This is a genomic window from Flavobacterium sp. CFS9, from assembly GCF_041154745.1.
Classification (GTDB): domain Bacteria; phylum Bacteroidota; class Bacteroidia; order Flavobacteriales; family Flavobacteriaceae; genus Flavobacterium.
This window is the reverse complement of the sequence record NZ_AP031573.1, coordinates 891,921-910,553: the sequence shown is the minus strand read 5'-3', so window position 1 is coordinate 910,553 and position 18,633 is coordinate 891,921. Positions and strand designations below refer to the sequence as shown.

Below are 18,633 nucleotides of genomic sequence, written 5' to 3'. Positions count from 1 at the left end.
GTTTGTAAAAATTTATATATAAAAAAAGCCTACATTAATTGCTTGAATAAACTCGTAAAGACAAGTTTTGAGCTAACTCACTGTTCAAGTTTCCAAGCCGAAGCATGGCATACTATAGTAGCGACGATTTGCTCATTCTAAATTGTTAGTGTTGAGTTTACCAATTGTGAACTAATGTAGGCAGTATCTTAGTTGTTGTAAAAGAACGTTTAATTTTCGAGATATTGATCTAATAGCGAATTTAATCTTTTAATTCTTTCGATAGTTTCTTCGCCATCGATTGCGTTGTCAATTTGTTTTTGTTCGACTTGCGATGCAAATTGCAGGGCACACATCGCCAGAACATCTTGTTTGTCACGAACCGCGTAACTTTCTTCGAATTGCTTAATCATAGCATCAATTTTTTTAGAAGCACTTCTTAGTCCTTCTTCCTGAGCAGGTTCAACCGTTAAAGGATAAACTCTGTCTGCAACTGATATTTTAATTTTAAGCTTTCCGTCCATGTCGTCTTTGTTAATCTGATAACTGTGCTATACAGTAGTCAATTTCGCGAATTAATGAATTTATTTTAAGCTTTGTCTCTCTCTTGTTGTTGTCACTGCCGAGTAACGAATTGGCGATCTTAAGTGTTTCATGTTGCTTTTTCAAAGCTTCAATTTCTTCAGATTGTTTCCGGATAATTTGCGCAGCTTTGGCTAATTCTAATTGTAAAGCCTGATTATTATGCTCCAAGCCTTTCGATTTCTCAAAAAGCTTTTCGACTTTATATTCAAGAGTATCAATTATTTCGGCAATTACACTCATTATAAATCCTATTCATTACTTAATCCTACAAAGTTAATATTCCTTTTTATTAATGCAATTTTTTATCGATTTTTTTACATTAAAAATAAACAAACCGATGAAATTCAATCGATTGTATTTTTGTGGCGTTATGCTCGGTTTTCGCCTCTTAATTTTTTATCTTAGCAAAAATGTTACTTATGAGATTTTCGTTACTTGCCCTGCTTTTTAGTCCGTTTATTTTTGCGCAGACGCAATATCCAAAAGATTATTTTCGTCCGCCGCTGGATATCCCGATGCAACTTTCCGGTAATTTCGGGGAGTTGAGGCCGAATCATTTCCATGCGGGGTTTGATTTGAAAACGAATCAGAGAGAAGGATTAAATGTGTATGCTATTGCCGACGGATATGTGTCGAGAATTAAAATTTCGACTTTTGGGAACGGTAAATGCATCTACATTACGCATCCAAATGGATACACTTCGGTATACGGACATTTACAAACTCCGGTTGGGCCAATTCTGGATTATGTAAAAAAAACGCATTACAAAGAAAAGGCCTATGAAATTGAAATGTTTCCAAAACCCAACGAACTGCCAGTTATAAAAGGTGATCTGATTGGGCTTTCCGGAAATACAGGTTCATCAGAGGGACCGCATCTTCATTTTGAAATTCGGGACACTAAAACAGAATTCGTAATTAATCCTATATTTTTTGGCTTCGATAAAAATCTAAAAGACACTAAAAAGCCAAATATCTCAAGTGTTTACGTTTATCCTATGGATAATGCGACAGTAAATCAGTCCAAGCAGCCTCTATTGTTAAATGTTGCCTTGCAAAAGGACGGGACTTATCTGGCGAGTAAAGTAAAAGCTAATGGTAGAATTGGTTTCGGAATTTCCGCTGTAGATTATGATGATGTTTCGTTTAATAAAAATGGGGTTTTTAATGTTGCTACTTTTCTAAACGGAAATCAAAATTATAATTACCAGTTCAATACCTATTCCTTCGATGAGATGCGATATATAAATGCTTTTATTGATTATGGTAAATATAAAAAGTCGGGTCAGCGGGTTCAGAAACTCTTCATGAAAACACCTTATGCGTTGAGCATCATCAAGACCGATTCTTTGCGAGGAATTGTTTCGGCCGAACCTAATTTAGCATCGACTTACAGAATCGAGGTTTCGGATTACTTTGGAAATTTAAGCACGGTTACTGTACCCATTGAATACGATGCCGCGACACCAATAGTAAAAGAAGTGCCGGTAGCTTCGAAGTATTTTGTTAAAGCCAATAAAGATTCAAATTTTGAAAAAGACAATATGTCTGTGTTTTTCCCGGCTGGAACTTTTTATGACGATTTTAATTTAAATTTTGATGTTAAAAACAATCGTATTTATGTTCATGACGATACTGTTCCGGTGCATTCGAATTTTACCATTACGATTAAAGACAGTTCGTTTCCGGAAACTTTAAAGGATAAAGTTTTTATTGGAAGATTAAGCGGAAACTCCGCCAGTTATAACGGAACGGTGAGAAAAGGTGATGTTTTTACTGCCAAATCAAAAATATTAGGACAGTTCGGATTAGTGCTGGATACTATCGCACCGACAATTAAAATCGCAAAACCAATTCAGGACAAGTGGATTACCGGAGTTAAAAAGATAGAATTTACTATTAATGATGCTTCTTCCGGAATTAAATCGTACAACGGTTATCTGAATGGAAACTGGATTCTGTTTGAATATGAAAGTAAATCGAGAAAAATAACACATACTTTTGATGATACTCTCCTTGCCGAAGGAGCAAATGATTTAAAAATTGAAGTGATTGATAATGTAGGAAATTCTGCTATCTTTGAGACTCATTTTTTTAGAAGCCAACAAAAATAAAACCCAAGCACTTGAATCAAATTAAGTTAATAGCCGTTTTTCTTTTTTTATGCATGACCTGTATTTCATTTGCTCAGAAAGCTCATGTGAAAGGTCTTATTCTGGATGAGCAGAAACGTCCTGTTGCTGGAGTAAATATCAGTTCTTCCGGAAATGTTTCTCAATCTGATTCAAATGGTTTTTATGAAATTGTAGTGCCATCCGATAAAAAGATTTCATTGATTTTTACCCACGTTTCTTTAAAAATGATGAGTCTGACGGTGCATTTAACCTCAAATGAGATTTTTGTTTTTAATCCACTAATGAGTAGTTCCGAAGAACAGATGGGAGAAGTTTTTGTTTCTTCTAAAAACAAAAAAAGGATTCAGGGTATTGCAAATGTTGATGTCGCTACTATTAAGAAAATACCCGGAGCCAATGCCGGAATTGAAAATATTTTGAAAACACTGCCGGGTGTAAATTCCAATAATGAACTGAGTACGCAATATGCGGTTCGGGGTGGAAATTACGATGAAAATCTGGTTTATGTGAACGAGGTCGAAGTCTACCGCCCGTTTTTAATTCGTTCCGGACAACAGGAAGGATTAAGTTTTACCAATACCGATTTGGTACAGAATGTTGACTTTTCGGCAGGAGGATTTCAAGCAAAGTTTGGAGATAAATTATCCTCTGTTTTAGACATCACTTACAGAAGACCAACGCAGTTTGGAGCTTCACTTGAAGCCAGTTTGCTTGGAGGAAGCGTATCGGTCGATGCTGTTTCTAAAAATAAAAAATGGTCGGCCGTAACCGGAGTTCGTTATAGAAATAACAGCTTGCTGGTGAATAGTCAGGATACGCAGACAAATTATACGCCAACTTTTGCGGATATTCAGACCAATGTTAATTATGATATTTCTGCAAAATGGCAAGTGAGTTTTTTAGGGAATATCTCTCAAAACAAATATTTGTATCAGCCTTTAATCCGTGAGACAAAATTTGGAACTATAGATCAGCCTATGGCGCTTGCCGTGTATTATGAAGGCAGGGAACGCGATCAGTACAATACCTATTTTGGTGCCTTGAAAACAACTTATAAAGCTTCGTCAACTTTGACTTTTAAATTAATTGGCTCTCTCTTTCATACCATAGAGCAGGAGCATTTTGATATTTTGGCACAATATCGTTTGGGAAGTATAGAAAATGAAGATACCTCAAATGTTGATTTTACACGCGGAATAGGTTCACAACTGAGCCATGCCCGAAATGATCTCGATGCTTTGATCGCCAATGCAGAAATCAAAGGTTTTAAAGAATGGAAAAATGACAGCCAGCTGGAATTTGGGTTGAAATATACCCGTGAATCGATTCGGGATCGAATTGTAGAGTGGGAGATGATTGATTCGGCTGGATTCTCGATTAATCCGCCAATCGCTTTTTTACCGAAGAACAATCAGCCATACGAACCTTATGCCGGGCCTTTACTGCCGTATCAGGAGGTACGAGCGACTAACTTTAATAACATAAATAGGTTTTCGGGATATGCGCAATGGAATAAAAAATCAGAAATAGGATCCAGTCAGGTTTGGTATAATCTTGGTGCTCGTTTTCAGAGTTGGAATGTTTCCGGTGCCGCTGTAGAGGGTAAAACTCAAACGGTTTTTAGTCCGCGTGCTCAGTTTGCTTTAAAGCCGGATTGGGATATGGACATGCTTTTCCGACTTTCCGGTGGATTGTATCATCAGCCCCCTTTTTATAGAGAGCTTAGGGATTTAAATGGTGTGGTAAATCCAAATGTGAAAGCGCAGGAATCGGTTCATATCGTTTTGGGGAACGATTATAATTTTAAAATGTGGAGCCGTCCTTTCAAATGGGTTACGGAACTTTATTATAAATCACTATCAGACGTAAATGTGTATTCGATTGATAATGTCAGAATTCGATATGTTGCCAATAATAATGCAAAAGCCTATGCACAAGGAATTGATTTCAGACTGAATGGGGAGTTTGTACCCGGAACAGAATCATGGATTAGCTTTGGATATTTAAAAACCGAAGAAAACTATGAAAATAAAGGGTATATCGCAAGGCCGACAGATCAGCGATTGAAATTTGCGATGCTGTTTCAGGATTATATGCCAAGTATTCCAAGTGTAAAATTGTATTTGAATCTGGTTTACAATACCGGTTTACCCGGAGGAGCGCCTGCTTATTCAGATCCATATCTGTACCAAAGAAGACTGAATGATTATCGCAGAGCCGATGTGGGTTTTGCAAAAGTTTTTGTAGATGGAAATACGAAAGTGGCTAAGGCAAAATGGTTGAAGAATTTTAAAGAATTGTCTGTTGGAGTTGAAATTTTCAATCTTTTCAATAACCAAAATGCAATTACCAATACCTGGGTACGCGATGTATATTCCAAAAATCAATACGCAATTCCAAATTATATGACCTCGAGGGTTTTTAATGTGAAGCTGAATGCGAGATTGTAAAGGGAGCTCGTAGGTATAGCTGACAGTAAAATTCAATAAAAGTAGATAATACAATCAAAAATACTATATTTGATATTCTAATATAATGAGCATACATGAAAAAATCCTTAACCTATATAGCTCTGGCAATCATTGGGACACTAGTGAGTTGTAAAGATGAAGTGAAGAAACCTAAAGTAATTTACGATACTGCCAGTAAAACGAATACTGTCGCAAAAACAGATTCCACACAGATAGAGATTGCCGATTTGCCTATTCAGATGGAAGGAACGAGTTATTTGATTCATCCGGTTGGAGATCTGCGCGTTTTTGAAAAAGGTTCGAAAGCCCGTTATGGTTCTTCAAGTGTAAATGATGTAAGCTTTACCATTTCTAATTTGGGAGAATTTGAAATCACCGGTTATTTGCAGAACCTGAAATTCCAGAAAGTTGATTCAGATTCCATACGTCCTTTGACAGATAAACCAGCCCTGATTTTAACGGCTACTTATTTAAAAACGGTTGCTGATAAAACACAGAATCAGATTATGGTATATACTCTGGCGGATTCAGATACCAATAAAGATGGTAAAATTGACACCAGTGATATTAAGACCTTGTATTTAAGTAATATCAGCGGTGAGCGTTTTACTAAAATTTCAGAAGATTTTCAGGAGTTGGTAGACTGGAATTTAATCGAATCAAGAAATCGTTTGTATTTCAGAACGATTGAAGATACTAACCAAAACGGACAGTTTGATAAAAATGATGTTTTGCATTACAATTATATTGACTTAGCTTCAAAAAAGTGGGAGGTTAAAAGTTATAAGCCTATTTAGAGGTTCTAAGACGCTAAGGCACTAAGGTGCTAAGGTTTTGGAATTTGTACGAATAAAAAGGACTTTAAAAATTGTTGATCAATTTTAAAGTCCTTTTTATTTTAATCGGTAGAATTTGTGGTGAAAAAACTCAGAACCTTAGTGCCTCAGTACCTTAGCCCCTTTAAAAAACCTATATCAAAATATCACTTTCCAGATCCGATTTCTCGATATCCAGATCAAATCCCAGGCGTTCCGTTAAATCGATTACTAATTTTTTGTACCAGTTTTCAGATTTTGGATGAATGTAGATCTTTTCGATCAATTGCTTGAGATCAACGTTGATTTTTAGGCCATCGTTTAGTTTAATGTCGCTTTTTGAAGTATCGGTAAGAATTCTAACTTCGCGCTCATACTGAAAACTTTTACGCTTGAATAAAAAGGGAAAAAATAAATCTTCAAAGGGAATGTACTCTTTTTTGTAGTCGATGTAGTTTACCTCGCCAATGTATTGATCGAAATTGTTTTCCGGTTTTACAGCATTCTGTAATCTTCCAATGGTAGACTGAATGGCTAAGCCCTCGTTGTTTTTGGTGAAAATCTGCCACATTGCAAACGATTCATATTCGTTAATGTGCCAGCTGCTTATGGCTACCTGTTCGCGATGAGTTTTGTAGTAATTTAAGAAATCCGGATTGTCGATGGCCAGTTTTTTAATCTCTTCAAATGTAGGCTCGCTAAAAGTACCTTCGTACTGATCCTCAAACTTGTCAGAACGGGACATGAATAGCTTTTTGGACATTAATAAATCAAGGAATTTAGATAAGTCTAAGTATTTCCAGACAATGGTATCCGGATCATCCGGAAGTTTTATGTTTGAATTATTAAGGTACATCTTTTCGGATTTAAGATTATTCGAAATAAAAAAGCCACAAATTATACAGATAAATATAAGATTTTAATTCGTTGAGAGAAAAATAATCTGTGGTAATCTGTATAATTTGTGGCTAAGCCTGTCTTCTTATGTCTATGATTCGAAAGACTGCATGGTCACCAGTTTGTTGTAGGTTCCGTTATGGGCAATCAGTTCGTCATGTGTGCCTTGCTCTACGATTTTTCCTTTTTGCATGACTACAATCAGATCTGCTTTTTGAATGGTTGAAAGTCGGTGGGCAATTACAATCGAAGTTCTGTTTTGCATCATGTTCTCTAAAGCCACCTGAACAAATTTCTCGCTTTCTGTATCCAATGCTGATGTAGCTTCATCCAGAATCATAATTGGCGGGTTTTTCAGAACTGCTCTGGCAATCGATAAACGTTGTTTTTGTCCACCTGAGAGCTTGTTTCCGCTGTCGCCAATGTTAGTGTAAATTCCTAAAGGAAGTTCTTTTACAAATTCAAAAGCATTTGCGATTTTTAATGCCTCGATAATTTCATCGTCTGTAGCATCAAGTTTTCCTAAAGCAATATTAGCTTTGATGGTATCGTTGAATAAGATACTGTCCTGCGTTACCAATCCCATTAAACTGCGAAGTGATTGCAGATTCATGTCTTTAATATTGATGCCGTCAATCGAAATTGTTCCGTCGTTCACATCATAAAAACGGGTTAATAAATTGGCAATCGTACTTTTTCCACTTCCGGATTGCCCAACAAGTGCAACAGTTTGTCCTTTTTGAATGTCAAGAGAAAAGTCTTTCAGAACCGTTTCGTCTTCGTATTTAAAGTTGATGTTCTGAACGCTAATGTTACTGTCGAATGTTGTTTTTTCAACTGCTTTGTCTTTAGAGGTAATAGTGTTTTCCTGCTCTAAAATTTCAAGAACACGTTCTGCAGCGGCATTTCCTCTTTTTACTCCGTAAGAAGCTTTAGAAATCGCTTTTGCGGGAGTTAGAATGTTATAAGCTAATCCCATGTAGGCAATAAAAGAAGGACCGTCAAGTGTTTTCTCAATTAAAACCATTTGACCTCCGTACCAAAGTAATATCGCAATTACAGTAATTCCCATGAACTCACTGGCAGGGGACGCCAGATTCTGACGATTTCCAATACTGTTGGAGAGTTTGAAAAAACGCTCCGTTGAATTCTGGAAAATAGTATTAAAGTAGTTTTCAGCATTGTATCCTTTTACGACTTTTAAACCGCCAATTGTTTCTTCAATAGTCGATAAAAAGCTGCCTTGTTCCTGTTGTGCTTTACCCGATTGTTTTTTTAATTGTTTTCCGATTAATGAGATAATATATCCGGAAACAGGAATAAAAATAAAGACAAACAGAGTAAGTTTTGCGCTGATGATCAACATGGCGCCAATGGTGAAAATAATCGTTAAAGGTTCTTTTACGATAAGTTCTAAGATGGCTAAAAAGGAAGTCTGAACTTCATTTACGTCAGCGGAAATTCGGGAAATGACATCTCCTTTTCTTTTTTCAGAATAAAAGGCCAGAGGAAGTTCCAGTGTTTTTTTATACAATGCATTTCGCATGTCTCTCAATACGCCATTTCGTAAAAAATTGATGAAAAACATGGCGAGATAATCGGCTAAATTTTTCAATAAGAAAATCGAAATAATTAATGCGACCATTACCGAAAGTATAAATCCCGGATTATTGGGATCTGCATTTGTTGTGATGTAATAGCTCAGATAATTTTCTCCGAATTCTTTTATGTGTGCAATCCCTTCGTAAGTGGGCATAACATAATTCTTCTTCGTTTTGTCAAACAAAACCTGAAGCATCGGAATTAATGCCATGAAAGAAAGTGTGCTAAAAAGTGCATACAAAATATTAAAAAAGATATTTAAGAATGCATATCTTTTGTACGGATATATAAAAGGAACTATTTTTTTGAAATTACTCATTTATTTTTGATGTTATTTTCTGCTATAGGAAAGATGTTTTGAGCTTTTTTTAGCAATAATTTGTTTTAGGTAATTGATAAGATAGGTTTTTTAGATCTTTCTTGGAGTACCTTTTTATATCATCTTCAATGTAAATTAATGATCTGATATGAGACCAAGTCAATTTTGCACACAGTGTGTGCAAAATTTCAAAGTCCTGTATTTCAGAGTTTAGCTTGATAAAGCTTTGTAGGTTTCTTTTATTGAAACCTATTCCATATCTTTTGGTTAAAGCTTCGTTTAATGAAGGAATTATTTTTTTTCCATAATCGGCCCGATCATTTTTTAGAATCTCTTCATTAATCGTTTTTCCGATTTTCCAATATAAGAGTGTTAATTCCTGATTAACCGTTTTGGCAACAGAATGACGCGTCTGATCTATTAGTCCAATTATCGAGTCTAATAGTTCAGGTTTGTCATTTGTGTCAGGTTTGTCACTCATTTTTTTAGTTCAATTGCATACCTGCAATAATGCTTTGTATCTTTTCGTCCAGGTAGCTTTCTGCCGCATCAAAATCCTCAACAGAATCCAACTGTGCATTAACACTAATGTAGAATTTGATTTTTGGTTCAGTTCCGCTTGGTCTTGCACAAATTTTAGAACCGTCTTCGGTATAATAAATCAATACATTTGATTTTGGAATATCCATTACAGATTCTTCTCCGGTCAATAAATTCAAGGCAATTGAAGACTGATAGTCTTCCATCACGATCACACGTTGTCCGCTGATTTCTTTCAAAGGATTTTCACGTAAACTGATCATCATCTGATTGATTTCTTCCAGACCTTGCATTCCTTTTTTGGTTAAAGAAATCAGATGTTCTTTATAGAAACCGTTTTCAACATAAAGCTGTTGAAGTTCTTTGTAAACACTGCTTCCTGCTGCTTTTGCCTGAGCGGCTACTTCGCAGATTAATAAGGTTGCAGCAACAGCATCTTTGTCTCTTACGGCATCGCCAACCATGAAACCAAAGCTTTCTTCACCGCCTCCAATAAATTGAAGTTGAGGAAAATCTTTAATCATTTTGGCAATCCATTTAAAACCGGTTAATCCTATTTTACATTCAACGCCATAATTGGTGGCTAATTCCATCATCATCGGAGTTGAAACAATGGTAGATCCAATGAATTGTTTTCCGTTAATTTTGCCTGCTTTTTTCCATTGTTTCAATAAGAAAGCAGTCATCATAACCATGGTTTGATTTCCGTTCAGTAAAATCAGTTTGCCTTCGTTGTTTCTAACAGCAACCCCAAGACGGTCACAATCAGGATCCGTTCCAACTACAATATCCGAATTTGTTTTATCAGCCAAAGCCAAAGCCATAGTTAAAGCTTCAGGTTCTTCAGGATTTGGAGATTTTACCGTTGGGAAATTTCCATCAGGAATAGCCTGCTCCGGTACGATGTGTACGTTTTTATAACCTGCCTGAGATAAAGTATCAGGAATAGATTTTATAGAGGTTCCGTGCAAAGAAGTAAAAACAATATGTAAGTTGTCTTTTGCTTTAGCAGGAGTATTGAAGCTTGCGTTTTCGATAGACGATTTTACAAAAGCTTTGTCAAGTTCAGTGTCGATATACTCGATCAGACTTTCGTTAGCTTTAAATTTAATTTTATCGTAACTTAAGTTTTCGATCGTGTCGATGATTGCGTTATCTTGTGGAGGTACAATTTGTCCGCCATCTTCCCAGTACACTTTATAACCGTTATATTCCGGTGGATTGTGAGAAGCAGTTAATACAATTCCGCATTGGCAGCCTAAATATTTAAGTGCAAACGATAATTCCGGAGTTGGTCGTAAATCTGAAAATAAATACACGTGAATTCCGTTTGCCGAAAAAACATCCGCAACAACCTTTGCCAGGGTATTACTGTTGTGACGGCAATCGTAAGCGATAACCACTTTTAAAGGTTGGTTTGGGAACGCAATATGTAAATAATCAGATAAACCCTGTGTGTTTTTTCCCAGAGTGTATTTGTTAATTCGGTTGCTTCCAACACCCATCACACCACGCATTCCACCAGTTCCAAATTCCAGATTTTTATAAAAACTTTCCTCCAGTTCCTTTGGTGAGGTTGTCATTAATTCTTTAACAGCAGCTTGCGTTTCGCTGTCAAATGTAGGGGTTAGCCATTCGTTTACTGCATTTAGAATATTAGGTGCTATATTCATCATTCGTGTCTTTTTGTATTAAAATAATAAGTTTTTTATAGAGCTTATTCCCGCTATTCGTTTCAATCTTTTTCTTTTTAAAGGAAAAAGAAAAAGGATTTTCACTGCTATCGGGGCTAGGGTTTTACGTTAAAAATTAACCTCTCGGGCTACTTTATAACGAGCTTCGTTATTTTTGGTTCTCAGGATAATTTCACCCAGAAAACCTGCCAGAAACAATTGTGTTCCCAGTATCATGGTAGTCAAAGCAATGAAAAACCATGGATTATTGGTGATTAGGCTGTATTTCATTCCATTATACATATGGTATAATTTTGAAATTCCGATATAACCCGCCAGTAAAAAACCAATGATAAACATCAAAGATCCAATGGCACCAAACAAGTGCATAGGTCTTTTCCCGAATCGGGACAAGAACCAAATGGTAATTAAATCCAGAAAGCCGTTTATAAAACGTTCCATTCCAAATTTAGTTTCTCCATATTTGCGGGCCTGATGAATAACCACTTTTTCTCCGATTTTATTAAAACCGGCATTTTTAGCCAAAACCGGAATGTAACGGTGCATTTCGCCCGAAACTTCAACGTTTTTAACTACTGCATTTTTATAAGCTTTTAATCCGCAGTTGAAATCATTTAACTCGACACCTGAAGTTTTTCTGGCGGCCCAGTTGAATAGTTTTGAAGGAAGGTTTTTAGCTACTACAGAATCGTAGCGTTTCTTTTTCCATCCTGAAACCAAATCAAATTTCTGAACTGTGATCATTTCATATAAACCCGGAATTTCGTCCGGGCTATCTTGTAAATCAGCATCCATGGTGATGATAACATCTCCTTGTGCTTTGGCAAAACCGGCATGCAGAGCCTGCGATTTTCCGAAGTTTTTCATAAAACGAATTCCTTTGACATTCGGATTTTCGTTAGAGAAACTTTCAATAATATTCCAAGAATCATCCGTACTTCCATCATCCACAAAAATGATTTCATAAGAGTAATTGTTAGATTGCATCACTTTAATAATCCACGAATAGAGTTCTTTTAGTGATTCCTCCTCATTAAGAAGCGGTATAAGTATAGATAAATTCATTTATTTTTTATTCTTGTGTAGTTTTGCTTTTAAAAAATGCTGCGAAAATTAATCCAAAAATGGCACTGATAACGATTGCAAAAACAGATCCTTTTAATAATTCAAAAGTCGAATAAGGACTGCTGTCTTTCATTTTGGTAATAGCCTCATTAATTGCTGAAGCCGGAGCTCCAAATTTTTGCATCATGTTAGCAGTATATTTGATCATGATTTCGTTTAAAGTATCTTTTGCGCCCGGATCAATAACATTAAATAAAACAATATTAAATAAGGTAGAAATTAGAACTCCAATTACTGCAGCTATAAAGTAAGTGGTAAAAGCATCTTTGAAAGGGAAAACTCCTTTTAATTCTTTCTTGGTTTTAGAAAGTAAAACAATGCTGATTGTCAGACTGATTACAATACCGATGATACCCATCCACCAGGCTGTGAACAGATTTAGATCAATCGCGTATATCGTAGCAGTAAATAATGCAGATGCAATTCCAATCATTACACCGTAAGTAATTCCATTCTTTTTAATAACTTCATTGATCATATTTCTATATGTTTTAAAATTAATCCACAAATATAGTAATTACGAGTACACAGCAGATAGATATTAAAAATTTTAATGCAAATCGCCGACTCGTTAAAAATATTGATTAAAAGATTTGTTAATTCGAAAAAAGTTGTAAATTTGCGCACTTAAAAATAATTAAAAGTTTTAAACAAAAAAGAGTATTGTTGTTTACACCTTTTTCTAACCATGGAAAAGCTTCAAAATAAAAATGCTCTAAACAATAAATAAAATAAAAAGATGAAAAAAGGAATTCACCCAGAAAATTACAGATTAGTTGCATTTAAAGACATGTCAAATGACGAAGTTTTTATCACTAAATCTACTGCAGATACAAAAGAAACAATTGAAGTTGACGGAGTTGAGTATCCAGTTGTAAAAATGGAGATTTCTAGAACATCTCACCCATTTTATACTGGTAAATCTAAACTTATCGATACTGCAGGACGTATTGATAAATTCAAAACTAAATATGCAAAACACGCTAAAAAATAATAGCGGTTTAAAATCATACAAAAGCCTTCCATTCGGGAGGCTTTTTTTATGGAATAATTTTATTTAAGGAAGAGTTATAGAAAAATAATTCGTGAATTCGCGGTTATCAGAAAAAACATATTTAACGGAACACATAAATATTTGTAACTTTGATCCCGATAACCAAATCAAGATTTTAACAAGTATCAAATTTAATTATTTATGAATTACATTCTTTTTGACGGTCCCGTCCGGAATGCATTATTACCTTTTACTTTTACACGACCTGTTGCCGACATATTAATTGGAATTATGACGATTCGCCAGAAATGGGAAGCACGTTTAGGTTCGACTATAACTACGATTACCGAAGACTATTTGTCGGAAAAATTTCCGATGGTAGAAATGGAGGAAAATGTAATGATCAATGCAGCGTATTTGCCAAATGATACACTTGCTGAGATGGTTTCGAATTTGACGACTAATCAGGCTATTTTTAAAGGGGATGATGTAATTGCTTTTTTTACCAATGAAAATCAGGAAGAAGTTGATTTTGATTCGTATGAAATCATTCAATACAATGATGCTTGTCTGACCGTAGAACATACCTGGGATATTTTTTCTAAAAACGATGCTGCGATCCGTGAAGATTTTCAGTATTTGACCGAAGACAGAAAATCGCAGCCAATCCCAAAAAGTGTAAACGTTATTGCTTCTGAAAACATATTTCTGGAAGAAGGCGCAAAATTAGAGTTCGTAACATTGAATGCTTCTAATGGACCAATATATATAGGTAAGAATGCAGAAATTATGGAAGGAACCGTAATTCGCGGACCTTTTGCTTTATGCGAGAATGCACAGGTAAAACTAAATGCTAAAGTTTACGGAGCAACAACAGTGGGTCCGGGATCAAGAATTGGCGGAGAAGTGAAGAATTCGGTGCTTTTTGCGAATTCTAACAAAGGTCATGACGGGTTTTTAGGAGATTCTGTTTTGGGTGAATGGTGTAACATTGGTGCCGACAGTAACAATTCGAACCTGAAGAACAACTACGAAGAAGTAAAATTATGGAGCTACGAAACCGAGGGGTTTGCGAAAACCGGACTTCAGTTTTGTGGGTTAATGATGGGAGATCACAGTAAATGTGGTATCAATACCATGTTCAACACCGGAACGGTAGTTGGAGTAAGTGCTAATATCTTCGGAAGCGGTTTTCCACGCAATTTTGTTCCAAGTTTTTCCTGGGGCGGGGCAGCTGGTTTTACCACTTATGTGACTAAAAAAGCTTTTGAAACAGCGAAATTAGTTATGGGACGTCGAAATATTGAATTTGATGCAACAGAGGCTTCAATTTTAGAACACATTTTTGAAGAAACTAAAAAATGGAGGAAAGATTAAATTTAGACTTCTTGGATTTTTAGATCTTTAGAATGTTTAGATTTTATGACTATAAGATAATTTATTTAAAAGCTTCGCAGATTTATACTCTGCGAAGCTTTTCTTTTAATTTGAAATTGGAGAAACCAAAGGTCTAATAGTCTAAGAAGTCTAAAAATCCAACAATCTAATTGCCTAATTATCTAATTAATCTATCTTTGCACCACGAAAAAAATGGGTTATCAAATAAACGATTAACCGATTAAACAAATTCACAGAAGATAATGATTACAGTTAACGATATTTCGGTTCAGTTTGGTGGAACTACATTATTTAGCGATGTTTCTTTTGCTATCAATGAAAATGATAAAATTGCCCTTATGGGTAAAAATGGTGCGGGAAAATCGACACTTTTAAAAATAATTGCCGGTCAAAGCAAACCTTCTACCGGAAGTGTTTCGACTCCGAAAGATGCTGTTGTGGCTTATCTGCCGCAGCACTTGTTAACGAAAGACGGCTCAACTGTAATGGAAGAAGCTTCTAAGGCTTTTGGAGAAATTTTTAAAATGAAAGCTGAAATCGATGAAATCAATGAGCAATTAACCGTTCGTACCGATTATGAAAGTGATGCTTACATGAAGTTAATCGAGAGAGTTTCAGACTTAAGCGAGAAATATTATGCAATTGAAGAGGTAAACTACGAAGCTGAAGTTGAAAAAATATTAACAGGTTTAGGTTTTGAACGCGAAGATTTTACGCGTCAGACATCTGAATTTTCAGGAGGATGGAGAATGCGTATCGAATTGGCTAAAATTCTTCTTCAAAAACCGGATTTGATTTTACTGGATGAGCCAACCAATCACATGGATATTGAAAGTATTCAATGGTTGGAAGAGTTTTTGGTTAATTCGGCAAAAGCAGTAGTTGTGATTTCGCACGATAGAGCATTCGTAGATAATATCACCAATCGTACTATTGAAGTGACGATGGGAAGGATTTACGATTACAAAGCAAAATATTCTCATTATTTAGAATTGAGAAAAGACCGTCGTATACACCAGCAAAAAGCATACGATGAGCAGCAAAAAATGATTGCTGATAACAGAGCTTTTATTGAGCGTTTTAAAGGAACATTCTCGAAAACAGACGCAGTTCAGTCTCGTGTAAAAATGCTGGAGAAACTTGAAATTGTTCAGGTGGATGAAGTAGATACTTCTGCATTACGTTTGAAATTCCCGCCAGCGGCACGTTCCGGACAATACCCTGTTATTGTAAAAGAAATGTCTAAGACTTACGGAGATCACGTGGTGTTTAAAGATGCTAATATCGTAATCGAACGCGGTCAGAAAGTAGCATTTGTGGGGAAAAATGGAGAAGGAAAATCGACTATGATCAAAGCGATCATGAAAGAAATTGGTGTTGATTCCGGAAGTGTTGAGATTGGACATAACGCGCAAATTGGATATTTTGCACAAAATCAGGCATCATTACTAGATGAAAATGCTACTATTTTTGAAACGATTGATGCTATTGCGGTAGGAGATATCCGTACTCAGATTAAAAATATTCTGGGAGCGTTTATGTTTCAGGGAGATGATATTACCAAAAAGGTAAAAGTACTTTCAGGAGGAGAAAAAACTCGTCTGGCAATGATTAAATTATTGTTGGAACCGGTAAACTTATTGATACTGGATGAGCCTTCGAATCACCTGGACATGAAAACCAAAGATATTATTAAAGATGCCTTACGTGATTTTGACGGAACTTTAATTTTAGTTTCTCACGACCGTGACTTCCTTGACGGCTTGGCAACTAAGGTATTTGAGTTTGGAAACAAACGTGTAAAAGAACACTTTGAAGATGTTGCTGGATTCCTGGCACATAAGAAAATGGATTCTATGCGAGAAATTGAAAAGTAATTTTCGTTTACGCTTAAGATACAAAAGCACAGAAATTGAATTTTCTGTGCTTTTTTTATGTCTCCTAGTGAAGGAACTAAATTTCTTTAAGTGCTTCTTTCTTTTTAAAGTATAAGGCAATATAGGAAGCTATGCCACATATGAGTCCGATGATGATCATGTTGCGGATTGAGGCTGTGGTTTGTGAAAATGTACCATTCTCTATAATTAATATTCTGAAAGCTTTTAAAAAATGGGTGAGCGGAATTATATTGGCAATGGCTTGTATGGCTTGTGGCATCTGACTTAGTGGCCAGGTAAAACCGCTTAGGATAAAGCTTGGTGTGGCTATTACCATTAAAATCTCGGTTGCTTTTAACTGATTCGGAACTACGATGCTGACCAGAATTCCGATGAAAGAAGCCGCCAGAACAAAAATTCCGGCAATAAAAGTAAGAGCGGCTAAGTTTTCGTAAAAGGGAAGTCGGAACCACAAAGTGAAAAGCCAGTAAATGATCCAGACTCCAAAGCTCATGATCAGGTAGGGGATTATTTTTACTGCCAGCATTTTCAGAACAGAAGGGCATTTTTTTACAAGTTCTTTAAAAGTTCCATTTTCAAATTCTGATGCAAAAGAAAGGGCTAGTCCCAGGAGTAAAACCTGTTGCAGAACAGTAGCGAGAACCCCCGGCCAAAGAAAGTACATATAATTGGTACTTCGGTTGTATTTTTTGATAAACGTAGTTTTGAAAGGTTCGTATTGTGAGGCAAGCAAGTTTTCCGGAACACCTTGTTTTCTTAAGGTTTCGATCTGAACGCCAGCCTTTAGAGTACCCAGACAAATTTGTATGGCTGTTGAGGCATAGTTAGCAGTGAGTACGTTCGAGGTGTTAACGATAGTCGTAATTTCAGGATATTTTTTAGTGAGCGTCATTTTCTCAAAATCTTTCGGAATGATAACAACACAAGTGGCATCTTTTTGTATGGCAAGTTGAGAAAGATTGTTTTGATCGTATAAGACAGATGAAACGGATAGTACTTCATTATCTTCAAACATCTGAATGGCTTTTGAGCTTAGTTCAGAACGGTCCTGATCGACTACAAGAATAGGTAAGTCGGTCACTTTGCCCTTTCCGTAAACATAACCTAATAAAACACCGTATAAAATTGGTGCACCGATAAAAAGAATTCTCAGGACTTTGTTTTTCCAGAACAATTGAAATTCCCGTTTAAGCAATGAAAAGAAATTTTGCATAGTTAATGAGATAAGGTGACAGTTGTTTTCGTAATCAGATCCTTGGTTTGTTCAACATTAATAGGGGTTATTTTTATTTCGAACAAGCTTTCCTGCATTTCATAGTCAGGATAGGCTGTAGCAATATTTCCATAGGCTCCCAGTTGTTTTATCGTTGAAATTTTTCCTTTAATGTCCTCTTTTTTATAAGGAACATGAACCGTAATTTCCTGTCCTTTTTTAAAATTTCCTAATTGGTTTTCGGGAATCGTAAAACGAAAATAAATACTGTTATCGATATACCCATTGAATAAAGTATAACCGGGCAGGGCCAGTTCTCCCAAATTTAAGGTGATAGTTTCGATACTCATATTTTGTGGTGCAATGATATAACGTTCTTTGTTGGCAGTTTCTACTTCCTGTAAAGCTCCAAGTGCCCGGTCCTGTTGTCCGAGTGCCATGGTTTGCTGTTCGATTCGGGCTCCTTTTTTGGCATCGTCTAATTCTGCGACAACAGCATTGTATTGTGCTTGTGCGCCTTGGTATTTAGCAAAAGTTTCATCATAAGTTTGCTGTGATACGAGAGAATCTTTAAGCATGCTGGTCAGTCGTCTGATTGATTTTTGAGCAAATTCATATTGTTCTTTCAGTCCCGTTTTTTTAGCTTCCAATTGCTTGATCTGGTTTTCTGTGGCCCCTTTTACGGCCATTTTGTATTGGGCTTTTGCGGAGACCACAGCTCCTTCTGCCTGACTTTTTTTAGCGTCTACTTCGGGAATATCCAGAACAGCGAGTGTGTCTCCTTTTTGAACCAAATCACCTTCTTTGACCAATATTTTTAAAATCTTGCCCGGAATTTTACTAACAACGGCAATTTGTTCTTTTTCGATTTTTCCCTGAATTAAATTTCCTTTTTCTGTCTTTTGACAGGCTGTGAAAAGAAAAATGATTGCGGTGCTAAGGATTGCTTTTTTCATAAAACAGAACTT

General features: G+C 36.0%; 16 protein-coding genes. 6 read left to right on the top strand and 10 right to left on the bottom strand.

Translation table 11 applies throughout. The annotated features are described in order from the left end of the window. Window positions 1–209: 209 nt before the first annotated feature. A complete protein-coding gene (locus tag ACAM30_RS03950; RefSeq protein WP_369617328.1) occupies window positions 210–503 on the bottom strand; it encodes a cell division protein ZapA in 294 nt (97 codons plus the stop codon). 10 nt (window positions 504–513) lie between these two features. Next, window positions 514–804, bottom strand: a complete 291-nt coding sequence (locus tag ACAM30_RS03945; protein ID WP_369617327.1) for a hypothetical protein — start codon at window positions 802–804, stop codon at window positions 514–516. A gap of 179 nt (window positions 805–983) precedes the next feature. Between ACAM30_RS03945 and ACAM30_RS03940 the strand changes: the two genes are divergently transcribed. The 3 genes from ACAM30_RS03940 (at window position 984) to ACAM30_RS03930 (ending at window position 5,967) form a co-directional block, all read left to right on the top strand. Further along, entirely contained in the window at window positions 984–2,678 is a 1,695-nt protein-coding gene (locus ACAM30_RS03940) for a M23 family metallopeptidase (protein WP_369617326.1), read from the top strand. A gap of 53 nt (window positions 2,679–2,731) precedes the next feature. Next, window positions 2,732–5,149 (top strand): TonB-dependent receptor plug domain-containing protein, encoded by a 2,418-nt coding sequence (locus ACAM30_RS03935; protein ID WP_369618635.1) that lies wholly within the window; start codon window positions 2,732–2,734, stop codon window positions 5,147–5,149. Between the two features lie 95 nt (window positions 5,150–5,244). Then, window positions 5,245–5,967, top strand: a complete 723-nt coding sequence (locus ACAM30_RS03930; protein ID WP_369617325.1) for a hypothetical protein — start codon at window positions 5,245–5,247, stop codon at window positions 5,965–5,967. Window positions 5,968–6,139: 172 nt separating this feature from the next. Here the strand turns inward: ACAM30_RS03930 and ACAM30_RS03925 are convergent, their stop codons facing one another. From ACAM30_RS03925 to ACAM30_RS03900, 6 genes are all read right to left on the bottom strand, one after another. After that, window positions 6,140–6,841: a hypothetical protein gene (locus tag ACAM30_RS03925; RefSeq protein ID WP_369617324.1), complete on the bottom strand. Its 702-nt coding sequence runs from the start codon at window positions 6,839–6,841 to the stop codon at window positions 6,140–6,142. A gap of 132 nt (window positions 6,842–6,973) precedes the next feature. After that, entirely contained in the window at window positions 6,974–8,803 is a 1,830-nt protein-coding gene (locus ACAM30_RS03920; protein WP_369617323.1) for an ABC transporter ATP-binding protein, read from the bottom strand. Window positions 8,804–8,852: 49 nt separating this feature from the next. Continuing rightward, window positions 8,853–9,284 (bottom strand): DUF1016 N-terminal domain-containing protein, encoded by a 432-nt coding sequence (locus tag ACAM30_RS03915; protein ID WP_369617322.1) that lies wholly within the window; start codon window positions 9,282–9,284, stop codon window positions 8,853–8,855. A 4-nt stretch (window positions 9,285–9,288) separates the two neighbouring features. Further along, entirely contained in the window at window positions 9,289–11,016 is a 1,728-nt protein-coding gene (locus ACAM30_RS03910; RefSeq protein WP_369618634.1) for a phospho-sugar mutase, read from the bottom strand. Between the two features lie 129 nt (window positions 11,017–11,145). Beyond that, complete coding sequence (locus ACAM30_RS03905; protein ID WP_070907617.1) at window positions 11,146–12,102, bottom strand: glycosyltransferase family 2 protein; 957 nt, start codon at window positions 12,100–12,102, stop codon at window positions 11,146–11,148. Window positions 12,103–12,109: 7 nt separating this feature from the next. Continuing rightward, window positions 12,110–12,640: a DUF4199 domain-containing protein gene (locus ACAM30_RS03900; RefSeq protein ID WP_369617321.1), complete on the bottom strand. Its 531-nt coding sequence runs from the start codon at window positions 12,638–12,640 to the stop codon at window positions 12,110–12,112. Between the two features lie 261 nt (window positions 12,641–12,901). Here ACAM30_RS03900 and ACAM30_RS03895 point away from each other — a divergent pair, with 261 nt between their 5' ends. From ACAM30_RS03895 to ACAM30_RS03885, 3 genes are all read left to right on the top strand, one after another. Further along, complete coding sequence (locus tag ACAM30_RS03895; RefSeq protein ID WP_008464817.1) at window positions 12,902–13,156, top strand: type B 50S ribosomal protein L31; 255 nt, start codon at window positions 12,902–12,904, stop codon at window positions 13,154–13,156. 201 nt (window positions 13,157–13,357) lie between these two features. Continuing rightward, window positions 13,358–14,533 (top strand): GlmU family protein, encoded by a 1,176-nt coding sequence (locus ACAM30_RS03890; RefSeq protein ID WP_369617320.1) that lies wholly within the window; start codon window positions 13,358–13,360, stop codon window positions 14,531–14,533. 263 nt (window positions 14,534–14,796) lie between these two features. Next, window positions 14,797–16,431: an ABC-F family ATP-binding cassette domain-containing protein gene (locus tag ACAM30_RS03885; RefSeq protein ID WP_369617319.1), complete on the top strand. Its 1,635-nt coding sequence runs from the start codon at window positions 14,797–14,799 to the stop codon at window positions 16,429–16,431. A 76-nt stretch (window positions 16,432–16,507) separates the two neighbouring features. Here ACAM30_RS03885 and ACAM30_RS03880 read toward each other — a convergent pair whose 3' ends face one another. Together ACAM30_RS03880 and ACAM30_RS03875 are read right to left on the bottom strand one after the other, a co-directional pair. Then, window positions 16,508–17,665 carry an ABC transporter permease gene (locus tag ACAM30_RS03880; RefSeq protein WP_369617318.1) on the bottom strand — a complete coding sequence of 386 codons (1,158 nt, stop codon included), beginning with the start codon at window positions 17,663–17,665 and terminating at the stop codon, window positions 16,508–16,510. Window positions 17,666–17,667: 2 nt separating this feature from the next. After that, window positions 17,668–18,621: an HlyD family secretion protein gene (locus ACAM30_RS03875; protein WP_369617317.1), complete on the bottom strand. Its 954-nt coding sequence runs from the start codon at window positions 18,619–18,621 to the stop codon at window positions 17,668–17,670. Between the last annotated feature and the right edge of the window lie 12 nt (window positions 18,622–18,633).

What these genes read in the sequence shown, in the direction of transcription:
- ACAM30_RS03915 (WP_369617322.1), bottom strand. Translation starts at nt 9,284, where the DNA reads ATGAGTGACAAACCTGACACAAATGACAAACCTGAACTATTAGACTCG.
- ACAM30_RS03880 (WP_369617318.1), bottom strand. Translation starts at nt 17,665, where the DNA reads ATGCAAAATTTCTTTTCATTGCTTAAACGGGAATTTCAATTGTTCTGG.
- ACAM30_RS03900 (WP_369617321.1), bottom strand. Translation starts at nt 12,640, where the DNA reads ATGATCAATGAAGTTATTAAAAAGAATGGAATTACTTACGGTGTAATG.
- ACAM30_RS03895 (WP_008464817.1), top strand. Translation starts at nt 12,902, where the DNA reads ATGAAAAAAGGAATTCACCCAGAAAATTACAGATTAGTTGCATTTAAA.
- ACAM30_RS03940 (WP_369617326.1), top strand. Translation starts at nt 984, where the DNA reads ATGAGATTTTCGTTACTTGCCCTGCTTTTTAGTCCGTTTATTTTTGCG.
- ACAM30_RS03945 (WP_369617327.1), bottom strand. Translation starts at nt 804, where the DNA reads ATGAGTGTAATTGCCGAAATAATTGATACTCTTGAATATAAAGTCGAA.
- ACAM30_RS03930 (WP_369617325.1), top strand. Translation starts at nt 5,245, where the DNA reads ATGAAAAAATCCTTAACCTATATAGCTCTGGCAATCATTGGGACACTA.
- ACAM30_RS03920 (WP_369617323.1), bottom strand. Translation starts at nt 8,803, where the DNA reads ATGAGTAATTTCAAAAAAATAGTTCCTTTTATATATCCGTACAAAAGA.
- ACAM30_RS03890 (WP_369617320.1), top strand. Translation starts at nt 13,358, where the DNA reads ATGAATTACATTCTTTTTGACGGTCCCGTCCGGAATGCATTATTACCT.
- ACAM30_RS03875 (WP_369617317.1), bottom strand. Translation starts at nt 18,621, where the DNA reads ATGAAAAAAGCAATCCTTAGCACCGCAATCATTTTTCTTTTCACAGCC.
- ACAM30_RS03925 (WP_369617324.1), bottom strand. Translation starts at nt 6,841, where the DNA reads ATGTACCTTAATAATTCAAACATAAAACTTCCGGATGATCCGGATACC.
- ACAM30_RS03950 (WP_369617328.1), bottom strand. Translation starts at nt 503, where the DNA reads ATGGACGGAAAGCTTAAAATTAAAATATCAGTTGCAGACAGAGTTTAT.
- ACAM30_RS03905 (WP_070907617.1), bottom strand. Translation starts at nt 12,102, where the DNA reads ATGAATTTATCTATACTTATACCGCTTCTTAATGAGGAGGAATCACTA.
- ACAM30_RS03910 (WP_369618634.1), bottom strand. Translation starts at nt 11,016, where the DNA reads ATGAATATAGCACCTAATATTCTAAATGCAGTAAACGAATGGCTAACC.
- ACAM30_RS03935 (WP_369618635.1), top strand. Translation starts at nt 2,732, where the DNA reads ATGACCTGTATTTCATTTGCTCAGAAAGCTCATGTGAAAGGTCTTATT.
- ACAM30_RS03885 (WP_369617319.1), top strand. Translation starts at nt 14,797, where the DNA reads ATGATTACAGTTAACGATATTTCGGTTCAGTTTGGTGGAACTACATTA.